This is a genomic window from Enterobacter sp. UNJFSC 003 (genome assembly GCF_036903355.1).
Lineage (GTDB): Bacteria > Pseudomonadota > Gammaproteobacteria > Enterobacterales > Enterobacteriaceae > Enterobacter.
Window position 1 is genome coordinate 185,663 of the sequence record NZ_JBAKHK010000003.1, and the last position, 16,951, is coordinate 202,613.

Sequence of the window (16,951 nt, forward strand, 5' to 3'; positions counted from 1 at the left end):
GATGAGGAAGGAAAGAGAATGAAAACAATCAGCATCGTGAGCACCCTGCTCCTGGCAGCTGTCCTGTCCACTGGCGCGATGGCGGCGGAGAATCGCTTCTCCCTCCCTGAAGCAGGCTCAAATATCGACACCGGCGTGCAGAATCATATTGATGTCAGCCACGCATTCGACGAAGAGAACCTGACCGCCGGAAATCTTCTGTAAAAAGACGTCGGCATAACCCTGAACAGACCGCCAATGGCGGTCTGTTTTGTTCTCTCCCCGGGCCAACAACAGCTCATCTTTTAACCGCGCAACCGTTTTCCTTGCCCGTATAACATGCTATTCTCTGTGCCCTCAAAAGCAGTGTGTTTCGCACCACAGGAGTTTTAAGACGCATGTCTTCCCGCAATAATCCGGCGCGTGTCGCCATCGTGATGGGGTCCAAAAGCGACTGGGCTACCCTGCAGTTCGCCGCCGAAATTTTTGAAATCCTGAATGTTCCGCACCACGTTGAAGTGGTCTCCGCGCACAGAACGCCCGACAAACTGTTTAGCTTCGCCGAAAGCGCTGAAGAGAACGGTTACGAGGTGATCATTGCCGGTGCGGGCGGTGCAGCACATCTGCCAGGCATGATTGCCGCTAAAACGCTGGTACCGGTACTGGGTGTTCCCGTGCAAAGCGCGGCGTTAAGCGGTGTCGACAGCCTTTACTCCATTGTTCAAATGCCGCGCGGTATTCCTGTCGGCACGCTGGCCATTGGCAAAGCGGGCGCAGCAAACGCCGCTCTGCTTGCCGCGCAAATTCTGGCGACCCACGATAAAGCACTCCATCAGCGCCTGGCAGAATGGCGTAAAGCGCAGACCGACGAGGTGCTGGACAACCCGGATCCGCGGGGTGCGGCATGAAGCAGGTTTGCGTCCTCGGCAACGGTCAGCTAGGCCGTATGCTGCGCCAGGCCGGTGAACCGCTGGGTATTTCCGTCTGGCCCGTTGGGCTGGATGCCGAGCCGGAAGCCGTACCGTTCCATCAGAGCGTCATTACAGCCGAGATCGAACGCTGGCCGGAAACCGCGTTGACCCGCGAGCTGGCGCGTCATAACGCCTTCGTTAACCGCGATGTGTTCCCGATCATCGCTGACCGTCTCACGCAAAAGCAGCTGTTTGACAAACTCGGTCTGGCTACGGCCCCGTGGCAGCTGTTGTCCGATAAAAGTGAATGGGATGACGTCTTCGCCATGCTGGGCGAGCTGGCGATTGTGAAGCGTCGCGTCGGCGGTTACGATGGCCGCGGACAGTGGCGTCTGCGCGCGCACGACACCGCTGAGCTACCGGACGACTGCTACGGCGAGTGCATTGTTGAGCAGGGCATCAACTTTAGCGGCGAAGTCTCGCTGGTTGGCGCACGCGGTCATGACGGCCATACCGTGTTTTATCCCCTGACGCATAACCTCCATCAGGACGGTATTCTGCGCACCAGCGTGGCGTTTCCACAGGCCAACTTCGAACAGCAGGCGCAAGCCGAAGAGATGCTTTCCGCCATCATGCATGAACTGGGCTATGTTGGCGTAATGGCGATGGAATGCTTCGTTACGCCTGCCGGTCTGCTGATTAACGAGCTGGCGCCGCGCGTGCACAACAGCGGCCACTGGACGCAAAACGGTGCGTCCATCAGCCAGTTTGAGCTGCATCTGCGCGCCATTACCGAACTGCCGTTACCGCAACCGGTAGTGAACAGCCCATCGGTGATGCTCAATCTGATCGGGACCGAGCTGAACTACGACTGGCTGAAGCTGCCGCTGGTGCATCTGCACTGGTACGACAAAGAGGTGCGCCCCGGTCGTAAGGTGGGTCACCTGAACCTGAACGATACCGACACGGACCGTCTGAGCGCCACGCTCGAAGCAATCACCCCTCTGCTGCCGCCTGAATATGCGAGCGGCATTGTCTGGGCGCAGTCAAAGCTCAAGTAACACATCTACGCCGGGGAGTTGACCTTCCCCTTCCCCGGCGTAAAATCCCCGCCCATTGCTGCTCAGTTTTCTTCTGGAATAATCATGAACGATGGAACGGATTATCGCGCGATCCTCGCGTCAGATACCCCTTTAATCGACGTTCGCGCGCCGATCGAATTTGCACAGGGTGCGATGCCTGCGGCAATCAACCTGCCTTTAATGAACGATGACGAACGCGCCGCCGTAGGCACCTGCTATAAACGCCATGGGCCGGATGCCGCACTTGCGCTTGGTCATAGTCTGGTCAAGGGCGACATCCGTGACGCGCGCATCAATGCCTGGCGCGAAGCAAGCCTCGCCCACCCCGGTGGCTATCTCTGCTGCGCGCGCGGCGGCCAGCGTTCGCATATTGCGCAGGCCTGGCTGAAAGAGGCCGGCGTAGATTACCCGCTGATAAAAGGCGGCTATAAAATGCTGCGTCAGGCCGCCATTCAGGCTACCGCAGCGCAGGTACAAAAACCGATGGTGTTGATTGGCGGCTGCACCGGGAGCGGTAAAACGTTGCTGGTGAAACAGCACGCGCAGGGCGTGGATCTGGAAGGGCTGGCGCACCATCGCGGTTCTTCGTTCGGGCGGACGCTCACCCCGCAGCTTTCGCAGGCGAGTTTCGAAAACCAGCTTGCCGTTGCGCTATTAAAAAAAGACGCCGCGCGCTGGGTGCTGGAAGATGAAGGCCGGATGATCGGATCGAACCACCTGCCGGAGTGCCTGCGCGATCGCATGGTGCAGGCCCCGATCGCCGTCGTGGAAGATCCGTTTGATGTTCGCCTTGAGCGGCTGCGCGAAGAGTATTTTGACCATATGTGGGCGGATTTTTCTGCCGCCTATGGCGAAGACGCGGGCTGGAAAGAGTACAGCGAGTATCTGCATCACGGCCTGTTCGCGATTCGCCGCCGTCTGGGGTTACAGCGCTATGCTGAATTTACCGCGTTATTAGACAGCGCACTTCTGGAGCAGCAGCGTTCCGGCAGCACCGACGCGCACTTTAGCTGGCTCGCCCCCCTGCTGAAGGACTATTACGACCCGATGTATGGCTATCAGCTGGAGAAAAAAGCGGAGAAGATTGTGTTTCGCGGAACCTTTGAAGAAACCGCAGGCTGGCTCACTCGCTAACAGCCGGCGGGACTGTCCCCTTTCCCTTTCAGGAAGAGGGGACAGGGTAAGGATTAGAAATCGTAACGCAGACGCACCAGGTTCATATCGCCCAGATCGTCGGTGCTGGAGGTGAACACGTGTTCGTAATCCACGCGGAAACCATAATCCAACTGGAAGCTGATACCCACGCCGTTATCGATGCGCTGGTAGTTGCGGCCATTCACGTACTGGATGCGGTCGCCCATGAAGTAAGGCTGGATAGATTTAACCGCATACTGATCAACCGGGAATTTGTACCCTGCGAAGTATTCAATACCCCACGCATCACCGGCAAAGTAGTCGTTAACGGAGACTTTTTTGGTGGTCATGAAGTTCTGATACCAGCCGCCGCCAGCTGAGAAGGTCCAGTTATCCGGCGTCCAGCTCAGCGCCGTACCGAGGATGTTCTGGTCGTAGGTTTTGTTATCGCCGTTGCCCGGGTTACGCATTTCTGCGCGGGTGTAGTTCCACGCGGTCCCCCAGGACAGGTCGTCGGTCAGGTGATAATCCACGCCCAGCGAGCCGCCGCCTTTACGCTTGTAGCGCAGACCGTTGCCCGGCAGGTATTCACCATCCTCAAACAGGTAAGAGACATAGATATCTGCATCGCCTACGGTTTTCTTATATTTCAGCATCTTGCGTGAACGATAAGAACCGTCGTAGTCACCGTTAATACCGTTACCCGGTGCCTGACCAATCATGTCGTAGTCCCAGATATCAGTTTTCGCGCCAACCACATCGTAGTAAACGCTATTCTGTTGACCGAAGGTCAGCGTACCCCAAGTGTCGCTCTTCAGACCGGTGTAAAGCATACGGCGGGACGTGTTGTTCGCCCCTTCTGCGTAGTGGTTATCCCAGTCGAACAGCGCAGGAATGTTCACACCCAGCTCGTAGTAGCTTATCCAGCTAATGTCATCAAACAGGTAGTAATCCGCGGCGAAACGGAAGCGGGTGCCGCCGTCGAAGCCGTTACGCTTGTAAGAACCTTTATCGCCATCGCCCGTCATCATGTTGAACTGAGGACGAATGCTGCCGCCAACGGTGAAATTAAGACGGCTTAGCGGATCGCCCGCCTGAGGATCTTGTTTCAGAACAGTAATTTCCGCTTGCGTTGCGAAAGACATCAATGCCACTGCTGCGCCGATCGTTGCCGCCAGCGCTGTTTTTTTTATAGTCATTCTTTTTCCTTGATAGACACGCTGCTAAATATTTAGCAGGAGAATATTAACTGGAAATAATCTGGCTGTGGTGGCGGGTTTTTAATGTTTTGTGCTACTAAAAGAGTGGGTATTATCGATTTGTGCTACTACGTGATGATGCACCAGCAGATAAACCGGTGCGTAATCATCACGAATGTAAACTAACTCATGAACTGGCGGAACAACGCTTTCCCCTTCAACAGCCGCGTACCGAGCCAGCCTCCGCAAAGGGAGAGCAGAATCGCGCCGCAAATCGGCAGCGTGAACCACAGTCGCCAGTCCGGCTCCCACGGGAAGTCGAAGACCTTGGTCTGCAGTACCGCCAGCGCGGTCTCGGCCCCTATCGCGGCTACCAGGCCGGCCACCAGCCCCAGCAGGGCAAATTCACTCCAGAGCGTGGCGCGCAGCAGACGCTTGCTTGCGCCCAGCGTGCGGTAGACCACCAGCTCCTGATGACGCTGACGCATACCGACCTGCACCTGAGCCAGCAGCAGCAGAACGCCACAGAGCGTGACCAGCACGACCATCACCTCCAGAGCTCGACTCACCTGCTCCAGCACCTGCCCGACCTGCTTCAGGATCGCGCCGATATCCAGCAGGCTGACCGTCGGAAACTCCCGGTTAAGCTGGGTCAACATCCCGTTGCCGTTTTCCCAGCGGAAGCTGGTGAGCCAGCTCTGCGGCTGCCCGTCCAGCGCCCCAGCCGGGAAGATAAAGAAGAAGTTTGGCCGCAGGCTTTCCCAGTCCACTTTTCGCAGGCTGGTCACTTTAGCGCTGAAGTCCTGGGTATCACCGGTAAAGGTGACGCTGTCTCCTAATCCGACGTTCAGGCGCTTCGCCAGCCCCTCTTCCATCGACACCTCTCCCGCTTTCGGCGGCCAGGTTCCGGCGGTAATCGGATTATGATCGGGGCGTTTTTCCTGCCATGTCAGGTTCAGTTCGCGGTTCAGCGATTCGTCTTTATTGCCCTCCGTTGACTGACCGTTGATCTGGGTCAGACGCGCCCGCACGATGGGGTAGAATGACTCTGGCACAATCTGGTGCTCGGAGAGGAAGCCCTTCAGCGGCGTCACCTGCTCTGGAGCAATATTGATCAAGAAGTAGTTGGGGCTTTCTGGCGGAAGCTGCTTCTGCCAGCGGTCCAGCAGATCCCCGCGCAGCACCAGCAGAAGCGCCAGCAGCATAAATGACAGCGAAAATGCGGAAAGCTGGCTCAGCGTTGACCACGGCTGATGGAGTAAGCGATTGACCGCCAGCCGGACGGGCAGCGATTTAACCGTTATCTTTCTCAGAATGTTGAGCAACAGCCAGCCCAGCACGCCGCACAGCATCGCCAGAACGACCGCCCCCGCCAGCACGGCCCACAGCAACGTGCTGCCGCCCATCAGCCAGGCCAGCAGACCAACGGTCACCGCAACAATGACCGGCAGGTAAAATTTCAGCGGCCAGACGTTAGCCACCACATCGCGGCGCAGCACGCGCAGCGGCTGCGTTGCCAGCAACAGACGATACGGACGTAACCCCACCAGCAGCGATATCACCGTCATTGCGCCTATCGCCCACAGCCACGGCCAGAAGCTGGCAGGCGGCAGTTCGGCAGGCAGCACCGGTTTGAGCAGCACCATCAGCAGCGTTTCAAACAGCAGCCCCATTGCTCCGCCCGTCATGGCCGACAGCGCCAGCACCATTAGCCACTGACCGACAATCAGATTACGCAGTTGCACCCTCCCCGCGCCGAGGGTTTTGAGGATCGCCACCAGATCGTAACGGCTCCGGCAGTAATGCCCCATCGCCACGGCGACTGCCGCCACGGCCAGCAGCAACGTTAACAGCGCAGAAAGCAGCAGGAACTGCTGAGACCGCTCAAGCGATTTGCCGAGCGCACCCTCATCCTGCTCCAGCCCATACCAGCGGTGTTCGGGTTTCAACTGCGGCAGAAGCCATTTTTCATAGGCGTCAAGCTGGGCAGCCGTACCGCCAAACTTGTAGCGCCAGGTCACGCGGCTCCCCGGCTGCACGGCGTTGGTTTTCGCCACGTCCGCGGTGTTCATCAGTAACCGCGGCGCAAGCTGGAAGGGGTTAAAGCCAGAGTCAGGTTCCTGCACCACCTCGCCGGCAATCTTTAGCGTGGCGTCGCCGACATCAATGCTGTCGCCCGTTTTCAGGTTCAGCAGCGCCATCAGTCGCGGGGCCAGCAGCACCGTGCCGGAGGCGGGCTTTAATCCCGGCGGGTTCGTCTGCAGTTCGCCGTACAGGGGGTAGATATCATCCACGGCTTTCACGCTGGCGAGCTGCGGCGTGTCGCCAGCGAACGTCATGGTCTGAAAGCTTATCTGCTCACCGACCTGAAGCCCCTGCTTGCGCGCTTCGTCAATCCAGCCTTGCGGAACCGCGCGCGAGCTTTGCAGCGCCCTGTCACCCGCCATAAATTCCCGGCTTTGCTGACTTAAGCCTTTTTCCATGCGATCGCTGACGCTCCCTAGCGCCAGCACGCAGGCCACCGCGAGGCTCAGCGCCAGCCAGACAATCAGCAGCGAGGGCGAGCGCCACTCGCGCCAGAACCAGCGGGCAATCATGCGTCCTCCTGAAGAATACCGTTGTTCAGCCGCAGACGACGATCGCAGCGGGCGGCAAGCTGCGGATCGTGAGTGACCAGGATCAGCGTGGTGCCATGCTCGCGATTGAGTGAAAACAGCAGATCGGCAATTTTGTCCCCGGTTTTACGGTCAAGGTTGCCGGTCGGCTCATCGGCAAAGAGCACTTCCGGGCGGCCATTGAACGCGCGAGCCAGCGCGACACGCTGCTGTTCGCCGCCGGACAGCTGAGCCGGAAGATGGTCGAGTCGTTTGCCCAGCCCCAGCTGTTCCAGCAACGCTTTCGCATGATCGCGGCTTTCGCGAGTGTTCTCTCCCCGCAGAAGCCCCGGCAGCTCGACATTTTCCAACGCGTTGAGGGTAGGAATGAGCATAAAGGATTGAAATACAAAGCCGATATGCCGGGCACGCAGCGCGGCCCGCGCCTCTTCGTCAAGCTGATGGAGCGGCTGACCGACCAGGCTGACCTCTCCGCTGCTGCCGTCGTCCAGCCCGGCTAAAATGGCCAGCAGCGTGGACTTACCGGAACCGGATTCACCAATCAGCGCGATGGTTTCGGCACGTTTGACAACGAGTTCAACTCCGGTGAGGATGGAAAGCTCGTGTTCCCCCTGACCGACGGACTTCTTAAGACGATGAACTTCAACAATGTTTTCCGCTGGCATTTGCCCTTCCTGTTTTTGATTCTGATGACTTTCCGCGCGGCGGCAGCGGACACAATTCTGGTTCTGGGTGACAGCCTGAGCGCAGGCTATCGTATGGCGGCCAACGCGGCCTGGCCCGCGTTGCTCAACGACAAATGGCAGGCAAAAACGCCGGTCATCAACGGCAGCATCAGCGGCGATACCTCGCAGCAGGGGCTGTCGCGCCTGCCGGCCTTACTCAAACAGCATCAGCCGCGCTGGGTACTGGTGGAGCTGGGCGGTAACGATGGTTTGCGCGGCTTTCAGCCTCAGCAAACGGAACAAACCTTGCGCACCATTTTGCAGGAGATTAAGGCAGCCAACGCACAACCGCTGCTGATGCAAATTCACCTGCCTGCTAACTACGGCCGTCGGTATAATGAGGCCTTTAGCGCGATTTACCCTAAGCTTGCCAAAGAGTTTGATATTCCGCTGCTGCCATTTTTCATGGAAGAGGTCTATCTCAAACCCCAGTGGATGCAGGACGACGGTATACACCCCAATCGTGATGCACAGCCGTTTATTGCCGACTGGATGGCAACGCGGCTGGCTCCTTTAGTTAACCATGACTCCTGATTAAGAGGAGATCCTGACAGGTAAAGTTATGCAAAAATCGGTCTTAATTACAGGATGTTCCAGCGGAATTGGTCTGGAAAGCGCGCTCGAATTAAAACGCCAGGGATTTTGGGTTCTGGCAGCCTGTCGCAAACCCGACGATGTCGAACGCATGAGCAGCATGGGACTGACCGGTGTGTTACTGGATCTGGACTCACCGGAAAGCGTGGAGCGCGCCGCCGACGAGGTGATTGCGCTTACCGGCAACCGTCTGTACGGCCTGTTTAATAATGCCGGCTACGGCGTTTACGGCCCGCTGGAGACCCTCTCACGTCAGCAGCTGGAACAGCAGTTTTCTGCCAACTTCTTTGGCGTTCATCAGCTGACCGTGCGCCTGCTCCCTGCCATGCTGCCGCACGGTGAAGGTCGCATAGTGATGACCTCTTCCGTGATGGGGCTGATTTCTACTCCAGGCCGTGGAGCCTATGCTGCCAGCAAATATGCGCTGGAGGCCTGGTCCGACGCGCTGCGCATGGAGCTGCGCCACAGCGGCATCAAGGTCAGCCTGATTGAGCCCGGCCCGATCCGCACCCGTTTTACCGATAATGTTAACCAGACGCAGGCCGATAAGCCGGTCGAAAACCCCGGTATTGCCGCACGTTTTACGCTGGGGCCGGAAGCGGTTGTCGCCAAAGTGCGCCATGCTTTTGAGAGTGATAATCCCAAAATACGCTATCCGGTGACGCTGGTAACCCATGCCGTTGGCTGGTTAAAACGCCTGCTGCCGGGCCGGATAATGGACAAAATTTTACAGGGTTGAGTTGAAGCCTCGCCGCTCACCCCCATGTAATCATCAAACAGATTAAAGAGAATGCCGCATGTCCGTACAGAATATCGTCAATATTACTGAAGCTAACCTGCAACAGACCCTTGAACAGTCAATGGCGAAGCCAGTGCTGTTCTACTTCTGGTCCGAGCGCAGCCAACATTGCCTTGAACTGACGCCCGTGCTGGAGCGTCTTGCCGCGCAGTACAACGGCCAGTTTATTCTTGCCAAACTGGACTGTGATGCCGAGCCAATGGTGGCATCACAGTTTGGTCTGCGCGCGATCCCAACGGTCTATCTGTTCCATAACGGTCAGCCTGTTGATGGTTTCCAGGGGCCGCAGCCGGAAGAGGCGATCCGTGCCCTGCTGGATAAAGTCCTTCCGCGTGAAGAAGAACTCAAAGCGCAAGAAGCCGTGGCGCTAATGCAGGAAGGGAAATACGACGAGGCGCTGCCGTTGCTGAAAGACGCATGGCAGCTGTCGAACCAGGGTAGCCAGATTGGCCTGCTGCTGGCGGAAACGCAGATTGCCCTGCACCGTTCAGAAGACGCCGAAGCCGTGCTGAAAACCATCCCTATGCAGGATCAGGACACCCGCTATCAGGGTCTGGTGGCGCAGATTGATCTGCTCAAGCAGGCGGCGGACACCCCTGAAATTCAGCAGCTTCAGCAGCAGGTTGCCGATAATCCGGCCGATGCTGCGCTGGCAAGCCAGCTGGCACTGCAGCTGCATCAGGTCGGGCGTAACGAAGAGGCGCTGGAACTGCTGTTCAGCCACCTGAAAACCGATCTGGCCGCTGCGGACGGTCAGGCGCGTAAGATGTTCCAGGAGATCCTGGCCGCGCTGGGTACCGGCGACGCGCTGGCGTCGAAGTACCGCCGTCAGCTTTACGCGCTGTTGTACTGATGCAAAAAGCCCGGTGGCGCTTGCGCTTACCGGGCCATCAAAAACGGCTTATTCCGCTTTTTTTAGCTGCGTCACCACCAGTTGATGTCGCGCGTTGTAGAATTTCCGATACGTTAAGTAGCAGGCAATGATGGTCGACAGGCTCGCCGTTGAAAGCAGCATAAAGGTCACCATGATCTGATACTTAATCGCTTTCACCGGATCGATCCCCGCAAAAATCAGCCCTGACATCATTCCCGGTAAACTTACCAACCCCACCGTTTTCGCCGAATCCACCGTTGGGATCAACGACGAGCGAATGCTCTCGCGCATTAGCCGCGTCGAGGCCACTTTTGGCGTTGCTCCAAGGCTTAACTTCTCCTGAATTTGCTGCTGTTCACTGCTAAAACGCTGCCCCAGATTGTTGTAACACAGCCCCACGGCTACCATGGCATTCCCGGCGATCATCCCGGAAATGGGGATAACCTGCATAGGCGTAAACTCAATTGAACCGGAGAGCACCAGGACAGCAAGCGTGAGCGCGGTTCCGGTAGTGATAGCAATAAACGACGAGGTAAAGGCTTTATCGATATACTTACTGCGTTTTTGCGCATTCCACGCCGCGTTGAAGCAGATAAAGAGCACCATCAGCAGCGTTAGAACCGCGTGGTTAACGTTGAAAATGTACTTCAGCACGTAGCCAACGATGATGAGCTGAATGACCGCGCGGCAGATGCTCCAAAGAATGTCTTTCTCCAAGCCCAGCTTTTCCCGGTAGCTCACCACAATGGCCACCAGGACCAGCACCATCGAAAACGCCAGCGATGTGTTGGTTATATTATGCTCACCCACGGTTTGCCTCCTGCATTTTTCCCCCCTGTGCATGCAGCGTAATGACGTCATCCGCATGGGTTATCTCGTTTGAATCGTGCGTCACCCACAGCACGGCAATATTTTGCTCACGGGCGTAGCCATGAATGATGTCATTCACATTGTGTTTGTTGGCGTCATCCAGCGCGCTGGTGATCTCGTCCAGCAGCAGCACCTTCGGCAGGAACTGCAGGTTACGGATGAGCGAAACGCGCTGTTTTTCACCGCCAGAAAGCGCGTTAATCGACTTTGTTAGCGTCTCCGGCGACAGGCCAAAGCGGGTCAAATCGGCGGTAAATCGTTCGGGCTCCGGCGTTTTGTTGCGGATTTTCCACGGGAAGATCAGGTTATCGTAAACCGTATCGCCGAACAGCGAAGGCGTTTGCACGCAGTAAGAGACCTGCTGGCGATAGCTCTCCGGTGAAAGCGTCGCGATATCCTCCCCCTCAAACAGAATACGTCCCTCCGTCGGGCTTAACAGCGAGGCCACCATTTTCAGTAACGTACTTTTGCCGCAGCCCGACGGGCCGGTGATAAGTTTAAATTCGCCAGGTGCAAGACAAAAGTCGACATGCTGAAGGATCGTATTTTTCCCCACACGAAATCCGACATCCCTGACATGCAAAAGGTTTTTTTTGTTGTTCATTCCGCTTCCGTTAACATCTTTTTATAAGAAGTGCCTGTAGCATAATCCTTTCACTTACCCAGTGCGAATAGCCTTAATCTATCGCTAGTGTTAAACTTTTTGCTCGCTAATTGTCACTCTTATAACTACAGGAAGTATGCAGCATGGCACATATCTTTTATGAGTTCCCTTCCCTGAAGCCTGGCGTTCCCGATGTAGAAACATTAATGGAAGTCATCAAGTCTTCGGAACTCACACGTTTTGTCATTGGTGCAGAAGTGGTCGACTTTGTTAAGAAGGCATTGATTGTTAACACAACCATCGGCAGCTTCAAAAACTGCTATTTTGCCTTCGACAACGGAACACACTTCCTGGAATTTGATGGCAAAGGCAAATCAAAACGCTTTAGCGAAGTGCCCGACTGGTTCGTCTCTCCGGCTGAATTTTCCCGCACGCAGTGGCTAATCAACCACGATCTTGCTGATGTGAAGGCAACCCAGTTTATTGACGTACTGATGTCCTACCCGCTTAAAGAGCGCCGTGCGCACTGTAATTTGTTATTCGGGCTGGAGCTGGAAAAAGTGAATGCGGTTCCGTCAGCGACAGGTAAAATCGGCAATAAAAACGGGAAGACCACGAAACCGCGCGTGACCGACCTGGGCTCGTTCGAACTGTTCAATCAGTTTTTCGATCGAATGAAAACCGCCGTAATGGCCGATGAATTCCCTACCCTGCAGGTGTTGACGGGAATGGATAACCTGGCAAAAGCGCCGCACCACCTCAAGCAGGGTATCCGCACCTGGTTTAAAGCGATTGCAGGGGATCTCCCGCCAAACAACAAGCGCGTTGAAGCCGGTAACGCAGTCCTGTTCTGCGCCCCCATCCGCGAGCAGATCCAGCAGATTGAGACGCTAGGCCTGGAAAATTACTATCAGGGCTTATCCAAAGCCATTGCCGAGGCGGGCGATGGCTTTATCACTGACTTTACGTATACTTACGAACAATAAATACACAGTTTTTCTCGCTACAGCATGCAAAACAGGAGGTTTTTATGCTCATCGTTGTTCCGGTCCTTATCTTCGTTGCGCTGGTTATCGTGGGCGCAGGCGTCAAAATTGTCCCGCAGGGTTACCAGTGGACCGTGGAGCGCTTTGGTCGCTACACCAACACGCTACAGCCAGGCTTGAGCCTGATTGTGCCCTTCATGGATCGAATTGGTCGTAAGATCAATATGATGGAACAGGTGCTGGATATCCCGTCTCAGGAGATCATCTCCAAAGACAACGCCAACGTCACCATTGATGCCGTCTGCTTTATTCAGGTGATTGACGCGCCTAAAGCCGCATACGAGGTGAGCAACCTGGAGCTGGCTATCGTCAACCTGACCATGACCAACATCCGTACCGTGCTCGGCTCAATGGAGCTGGACGAGATGCTTTCCCAGCGCGACAGCATCAACACGCGCCTGCTGCACATTGTCGATGAAGCGACGAACCCGTGGGGGATCAAAGTCACCCGTATAGAGATCCGCGACGTGCGTCCGCCTGCAGAACTCATCTCCTCCATGAACGCCCAGATGAAAGCCGAGCGTACCAAGCGCGCCTACATCCTTGAAGCCGAAGGGGTACGACAGGCTGAGATCCTGAAAGCAGAAGGCGAGAAACAGTCGCAGATCCTGAAAGCGGAAGGTGAACGCCAGTCGGCGTTCTTACAGGCAGAAGCGCGTGAACGTTCCGCCGAGGCGGAAGCCCGTGCGACGCAGATGGTGTCAGAGGCGATTGCCGCCGGTGACATCCAGGCCGTGAACTACTTCGTCGCCCAAAAATACACGGATGCGCTGAAAGAGATCGGCTCCGCGAATAACAGTAAAGTGGTGATGATGCCGCTGGATGCCAGCAGCCTGATGGGCGCGATTGGCGGTATTGCCGAGCTCATTAAAGACAGCGGAAACGAGCGTAAGAAATGATCGCGCTGATCGTGGCACATCCGCATGCCTTCTGGCTAAGCCTCGGCGGCTTATTGCTGGCAGCCGAGATGCTAGGCGGCAACGGTTACCTGCTGTGGAGTGGGGTCGCGGCCGTCATTACCGGGCTTGTTGTCTGGCTGCTGCCGGTTGGCTGGGAGTGGCAAGGCGCCTTATTTGCCGTGCTGACGCTTGTGGCAGCGTGGCTGTGGTGGCGCTGGTTGAGCAGGCGAGTGAAGGAGCAAAAGCCAGCTGATGCCCATCTGAACCAGCGTGGGCAACAGATCGTCGGCAAACGCTTTACGCTCGACACCGCGCTGGTTAACGGGCGCGGACACATGCGCGTAGGCGACAGTTCGTGGCCGGTTGTCGCCGATGATGACCTCACTGCCGGTACGCAGGTAGAGGTCACTGCGGTAGAAGGGATTACTCTGCGCGTAAAAGCCTGTTAAGCATGGGTCTTGCGATGGCAGCAGCCTGAAAGGTTATCGATAATCGGGCAGTCGGCGCTGTCATCCCCCGGGCAAGACGCCGCTAGCCCCAACAGCTGGTTACGCATGTCCTGTAGCTCGACAATGTGACGTTCGATTTCGGCCACTTTTTCCAGCGTACGCCTTTTTACGTCCGCGCTATGGCGCTTCGGATCGTTAAACAGGTTAACCAGCTCGCCACATTCTTCCAGGTTAAAACCCACCTGTCTGGCCTGACGCAACAACGTCAGTTCATCAAGATGCCGTTGGGTATAGCTGCGGTATCCGTTTTCGCTGCGCAGCGGCGGCGTGACCAGCCCTTTCTCTTCATAAAAGCGAATCGCTTTGCTGGTTAAACCGGTTTTTTTTGCCACATCACTGATATTCACATTTCCCCCTTGACCTTCCCCTTGATGGTGGGATTCTGAAAGGCGCAGCCCTGTAAGGTACTGCGCCGAATCAATATTTTAAAGACTTAACTTGCCTTTAAAACCCCCTCATTGCCTCCAGAGTGTGGACACAATGTGGACATTCCACTGAGAGGATTATAGCTCACTGCGTCCAGCAAATAGTCTGGTGCGAAGTGTGCGTAAACCATCGTTTGCGAAATATCCGCATGGCCCAAAATTCGCTGTAAGGCAATTATGTTGCCCCCCTTCATCATGAAGTGCGTTGCGAACGTATGCCGCAAAGCATGGGCCGCCTGTCCATCTGGCAAGTTAGGCTTTGCCTCTTTCATCCTCAAGCGGAATGTCTTGTAACTGACCCGGAAAAGCCGCCCTGATTCCCTATGTTTAATTATCCTAGCGATATCATCCGATATCGGAACAACGCGCCTTTCACCGTTTTTTGTCAGGGTAAACATAACTCTGTTACCGACAATATTTTCCGCTTTCAGATTGTATGCCTCTCCCCACCGCGCACCGGTAGCAAGCAGTAAGATCGCAATCCGGTAGTAATCACCGGAACAGAGCGACAACAGCCGGTCGACTTCGCCTTGAGTGAGGTATGACATTTCGGTTTTAGGTTCTTTCAAGGCAGCAACTGAGGTCACAGGGTTTTCTCCGTGAAACTCGTCAATTTCCGCCATTGATTTAAAGATCCCACTCAGAGCGAAAAGGTCATGATTTATCGTTGAAGCCTTGATCCCCTGCTCCAGCCGGTATGCCCGATAATCAATAATGCATCGCGCATCAAGCTGGTAAAGCATGGGGTCACCCATATCTAGGCAGATACAATTAGCCGCGCTTAGTCTGCGGTTCGCATAGTTTTTGTTTCGTCCGATTAACTGCCACCAGAGCGCAATAAACTCGCTTAGTTTTCGTTTATCTGCCGGTTTGTTCAGATAATCATGGTTCTGAAATTTGGCAATGATACTGCGTTCAAATGCGTGGGCATCTGCCTTTCTGTCGAACTTCCGCCGAATGCGTTTTCCATCGCGCCCGCGCGGTCTTACATCCACTTCATAGCGTCCATCTTCAAGCTTCTTAACTGACATATTGAAGCCCTCCAATGGTAATGCGTTTCTTTGTGTGATCCTTTTGCATACTGGTATGACAAGTTGTAACGGTACATTTATCACACAAATAACATGCGTAAATTGTTAACCAGTCTTTTGGTCTGAGTGCTGCGAGGTTGTTGCAGTATGCCCAGAGTGTGCGAGAGCCGGTGCGATTTGGCCCCGGCTTTCGTCTGTGCGGTCGTACATAAACCAGTCTTGATACTTATGAAAACGTGGGTGGCCGAAAAGCTTTATTGCTGCCTCTAAAGACATTTTTGCTTTGCCCAACTCATAACCGTTATAAGTCCCGTAATTTACTCCAATCAAATCAGCTACTTCTTTTGATTTGAGTCGTTCAGAGTCACGGATTAACTGTAGTTTTTCATGCTGCGGTATTGACATGATATGTCAGATCTCTCATTGTATGCGTGAATTGACACTCACAAGCGGCATACGCCACTTATGACACGAAAGGCTTTAATGGGCGAAAGATGCCTCAACAAGCCTCAAGCAATGGAGTTTATCAAATGAGAGAAATGCGAGAAATCGAATTAAATCCGGGATCTCAGAATTTACGTCAGAATCCCTTGGATAATGCCCGTATTGCACGCACGTGCAAAATGACTGAATCTCAAGCTGCATCAATTCGAGATATGCAAACCGAAGAACTTCAAGGGCAGACTTTCGTTACTCCTGCTGAATTCGCTTATCTTACGGGCCGCACGTTAAAGAGCGTTCGTAACCTGATGGATCGCGCTCAATTACCAGTACACCGCGAAGGGATGCCGGGTTCTAAACGCCCTAAGCGTTTCATCATGCTTCAAGAGTACTGGGCCGCCGTTGCGCATTGCCGCGCACTGATTACCCCAGAGGAAAGGCACTATATTGATCGCCTGATGCGAGACAACAAAACCTATCGTCAGATAACAGGCAAAACGCTTCAAACTCATAAGCGCACCCGCCGAAATTCCTTTTCACTTCAACGCGCCTGCTAACGGAAAAGAGGTTAATCATGACTACGCTGACGACAAGCCCTTCTTTCGCAAGCCTGTTAACCAAAAGCCAGCAGGTAACACACCGCGCCCACACCCGCGGCTGGATTGAAACCCCGGACGGTCGTTTCTTTCAGCCAAAGGCCGCGGACGTGCAGTTCATTAAACATTGCCGCTTGCCCTTCATGACACGCCCGCGCAATAAACGTCGCTGGTTCGCCCGCCTGATGGGCATCTTCGCTTAGTTCTGGTGAGGTGGATATGTTCATGGATAAAGCAGGACAGCAACCAGGGCGCCGCAGTTTTCTGGAACAACGCGCCCGACTGCAAGCCAGTTTGAATGCCAACCGCGTGAACGATACGGCAACCCGTTTCAATCGCCTGGATGAAACTCGCAAAAAAGTGGTTTTCATCCTGGCGAATGATGCGGCCAGCCGCGTAGTGGGGTTACCACAGCTGACCCGCAGCCACCTGAATTTAGCCTTTGCAGATCTGACCGAAGCGGAACAAACCTGCCTGATGATGGGGATTAAGCGCCTTTCGGAGTTCGCCGCGTCAATGCCGTGGGAATTTGAGGACTACGCCGCGCCCCGCGCTGAAATGCAGGCGCTACGCGATAAGCCGCCAGAGCCAGACAAACCAACCAATTAACAAATAACT

The 16,951-nt window shown here is 55.2% G+C and carries 21 protein-coding genes; 13 read left to right on the forward strand and 8 right to left on the reverse strand.

Annotated elements, in window-relative coordinates; translation table 11 throughout:
* Nucleotides 1-18: 18 nt before the first annotated feature.
* From V5P19_RS11040 to mnmH, 4 genes are all read left to right on the forward strand, one after another.
* Nucleotides 19-204, forward strand: coding sequence for a hypothetical protein (locus tag V5P19_RS11040; RefSeq protein WP_334403128.1), 186 nt, complete (start codon nucleotides 19-21; stop codon nucleotides 202-204).
* A gap of 173 nt (nucleotides 205-377) precedes the next feature.
* Nucleotides 378-887 (forward strand): 5-(carboxyamino)imidazole ribonucleotide mutase, encoded by a 510-nt coding sequence (purE, locus tag V5P19_RS11045; protein WP_334403130.1) that lies wholly within the window; start codon nucleotides 378-380, stop codon nucleotides 885-887.
* Nucleotides 884-1,951, forward strand: a complete 1,068-nt coding sequence (gene purK / locus V5P19_RS11050) for a 5-(carboxyamino)imidazole ribonucleotide synthase (protein WP_334403132.1) — start codon at nucleotides 884-886, stop codon at nucleotides 1,949-1,951. Before purE ends, purK begins: the two co-directional genes overlap by 4 nt.
* Nucleotides 1,952-2,035: 84 nt before the next feature.
* Nucleotides 2,036-3,106: a tRNA 2-selenouridine(34) synthase MnmH gene (gene mnmH / locus V5P19_RS11055; RefSeq protein WP_334403134.1), complete on the forward strand. Its 1,071-nt coding sequence runs from the start codon at nucleotides 2,036-2,038 to the stop codon at nucleotides 3,104-3,106.
* 53 nt (nucleotides 3,107-3,159) lie between these two features.
* Here the strand turns inward: mnmH and V5P19_RS11060 are convergent, their stop codons facing one another.
* The 3 genes from V5P19_RS11060 to ybbA all read right to left on the reverse strand — a co-directional run bounded on the left by V5P19_RS11060 (nucleotide 3,160) and on the right by ybbA (nucleotide 7,585).
* Nucleotides 3,160-4,305 carry a porin gene (locus tag V5P19_RS11060; protein WP_334403136.1) on the reverse strand — a complete coding sequence of 382 codons (1,146 nt, stop codon included), beginning with the start codon at nucleotides 4,303-4,305 and terminating at the stop codon, nucleotides 3,160-3,162.
* 182 nt (nucleotides 4,306-4,487) lie between these two features.
* Nucleotides 4,488-6,902, reverse strand: a complete 2,415-nt coding sequence (ybbP, locus tag V5P19_RS11065) for a putative ABC transporter permease subunit YbbP (protein WP_334403138.1) — start codon at nucleotides 6,900-6,902, stop codon at nucleotides 4,488-4,490.
* Nucleotides 6,899-7,585 carry a putative ABC transporter ATP-binding protein YbbA gene (gene ybbA / locus V5P19_RS11070; RefSeq protein ID WP_334403140.1) on the reverse strand — a complete coding sequence of 229 codons (687 nt, stop codon included), beginning with the start codon at nucleotides 7,583-7,585 and terminating at the stop codon, nucleotides 6,899-6,901. Before ybbA ends, ybbP begins: the two co-directional genes overlap by 4 nt.
* On the opposite strand from ybbA, the gene tesA reads away from it, so the two are divergent.
* From tesA to V5P19_RS11085, 3 genes are read left to right on the forward strand one after another with little or no spacing between them, the layout of a single operon-like run.
* A complete protein-coding gene (tesA, locus tag V5P19_RS11075; protein WP_334403143.1) occupies nucleotides 7,556-8,179 on the forward strand; it encodes a multifunctional acyl-CoA thioesterase I/protease I/lysophospholipase L1 in 624 nt (207 codons plus the stop codon). The two genes, ybbA and tesA, sit on opposite strands and share 30 nt — an antisense overlap.
* Nucleotides 8,180-8,207: 28 nt before the next feature.
* Nucleotides 8,208-8,978, forward strand: coding sequence for an SDR family oxidoreductase (locus tag V5P19_RS11080; protein WP_334403146.1), 771 nt, complete (start codon nucleotides 8,208-8,210; stop codon nucleotides 8,976-8,978).
* Between the two features lie 58 nt (nucleotides 8,979-9,036).
* Nucleotides 9,037-9,891, forward strand: a complete 855-nt coding sequence (locus V5P19_RS11085; RefSeq protein WP_334403148.1) for a co-chaperone YbbN — start codon at nucleotides 9,037-9,039, stop codon at nucleotides 9,889-9,891.
* Nucleotides 9,892-9,939: 48 nt separating this feature from the next.
* Here the strand turns inward: V5P19_RS11085 and fetB are convergent, their stop codons facing one another.
* Together fetB and fetA are read right to left on the reverse strand one after the other, a co-directional pair.
* Nucleotides 9,940-10,722: an iron export ABC transporter permease subunit FetB gene (gene fetB / locus V5P19_RS11090; protein WP_334403151.1), complete on the reverse strand. Its 783-nt coding sequence runs from the start codon at nucleotides 10,720-10,722 to the stop codon at nucleotides 9,940-9,942.
* A complete protein-coding gene (gene fetA, locus V5P19_RS11095) occupies nucleotides 10,715-11,386 on the reverse strand; it encodes an iron ABC transporter ATP-binding protein FetA (protein ID WP_334403154.1) in 672 nt (223 codons plus the stop codon). Before fetA ends, fetB begins: the two co-directional genes overlap by 8 nt.
* A gap of 143 nt (nucleotides 11,387-11,529) precedes the next feature.
* On the opposite strand from fetA, the gene V5P19_RS11100 reads away from it, so the two are divergent.
* From V5P19_RS11100 to V5P19_RS11110, 3 genes are read left to right on the forward strand one after another with little or no spacing between them, the layout of a single operon-like run.
* Nucleotides 11,530-12,372 carry a hypothetical protein gene (locus V5P19_RS11100; RefSeq protein WP_334403156.1) on the forward strand — a complete coding sequence of 281 codons (843 nt, stop codon included), beginning with the start codon at nucleotides 11,530-11,532 and terminating at the stop codon, nucleotides 12,370-12,372.
* A 44-nt stretch (nucleotides 12,373-12,416) separates the two neighbouring features.
* Nucleotides 12,417-13,331, forward strand: coding sequence for an SPFH domain-containing protein (locus V5P19_RS11105; RefSeq protein ID WP_334403159.1), 915 nt, complete (start codon nucleotides 12,417-12,419; stop codon nucleotides 13,329-13,331).
* Complete coding sequence (locus V5P19_RS11110) at nucleotides 13,328-13,780, forward strand: NfeD family protein (protein WP_334403161.1); 453 nt, start codon at nucleotides 13,328-13,330, stop codon at nucleotides 13,778-13,780. Before V5P19_RS11105 ends, V5P19_RS11110 begins: the two co-directional genes overlap by 4 nt.
* Here V5P19_RS11110 and cueR read toward each other — a convergent pair.
* The 3 genes from cueR to V5P19_RS11125 all read right to left on the reverse strand — a co-directional run bounded on the left by cueR (nucleotide 13,777) and on the right by V5P19_RS11125 (nucleotide 15,701).
* Entirely contained in the window at nucleotides 13,777-14,187 is a 411-nt protein-coding gene (gene cueR, locus V5P19_RS11115) for a Cu(I)-responsive transcriptional regulator (RefSeq protein ID WP_334403164.1), read from the reverse strand. The two genes, V5P19_RS11110 and cueR, sit on opposite strands and share 4 nt — an antisense overlap.
* 86 nt (nucleotides 14,188-14,273) lie before the next feature.
* The gene (locus V5P19_RS11120) at nucleotides 14,274-15,296 is read right to left on the reverse strand and encodes a tyrosine-type recombinase/integrase (RefSeq protein ID WP_334403165.1); all 1,023 of its coding nucleotides are present in this window, start codon (nucleotides 15,294-15,296) and stop codon (nucleotides 14,274-14,276) included.
* Between the two features lie 105 nt (nucleotides 15,297-15,401).
* Nucleotides 15,402-15,701 (reverse strand): helix-turn-helix transcriptional regulator, encoded by a 300-nt coding sequence (locus V5P19_RS11125; RefSeq protein ID WP_334403167.1) that lies wholly within the window; start codon nucleotides 15,699-15,701, stop codon nucleotides 15,402-15,404.
* Between the two features lie 89 nt (nucleotides 15,702-15,790).
* Between V5P19_RS11125 and V5P19_RS11130 the strand changes: the two genes are divergently transcribed.
* Genes V5P19_RS11130 through V5P19_RS11140 form a run of 3 tightly spaced genes read left to right on the forward strand, consistent with a single transcriptional unit; the run spans nucleotide 15,791 to nucleotide 16,942 of the window.
* Nucleotides 15,791-16,294, forward strand: a complete 504-nt coding sequence (locus V5P19_RS11130) for a hypothetical protein (RefSeq protein WP_334403169.1) — start codon at nucleotides 15,791-15,793, stop codon at nucleotides 16,292-16,294.
* A gap of 17 nt (nucleotides 16,295-16,311) precedes the next feature.
* Nucleotides 16,312-16,536 (forward strand): phage filamentation protein Fil family protein, encoded by a 225-nt coding sequence (locus tag V5P19_RS11135; protein WP_059452853.1) that lies wholly within the window; start codon nucleotides 16,312-16,314, stop codon nucleotides 16,534-16,536.
* 22 nt (nucleotides 16,537-16,558) lie between these two features.
* On the forward strand, nucleotides 16,559-16,942 hold the full coding sequence (locus tag V5P19_RS11140) for a hypothetical protein (RefSeq protein ID WP_334403175.1): 384 nt from the start codon (nucleotides 16,559-16,561) through the stop codon (nucleotides 16,940-16,942).
* Nucleotides 16,943-16,951 lie beyond the last annotated feature (9 nt).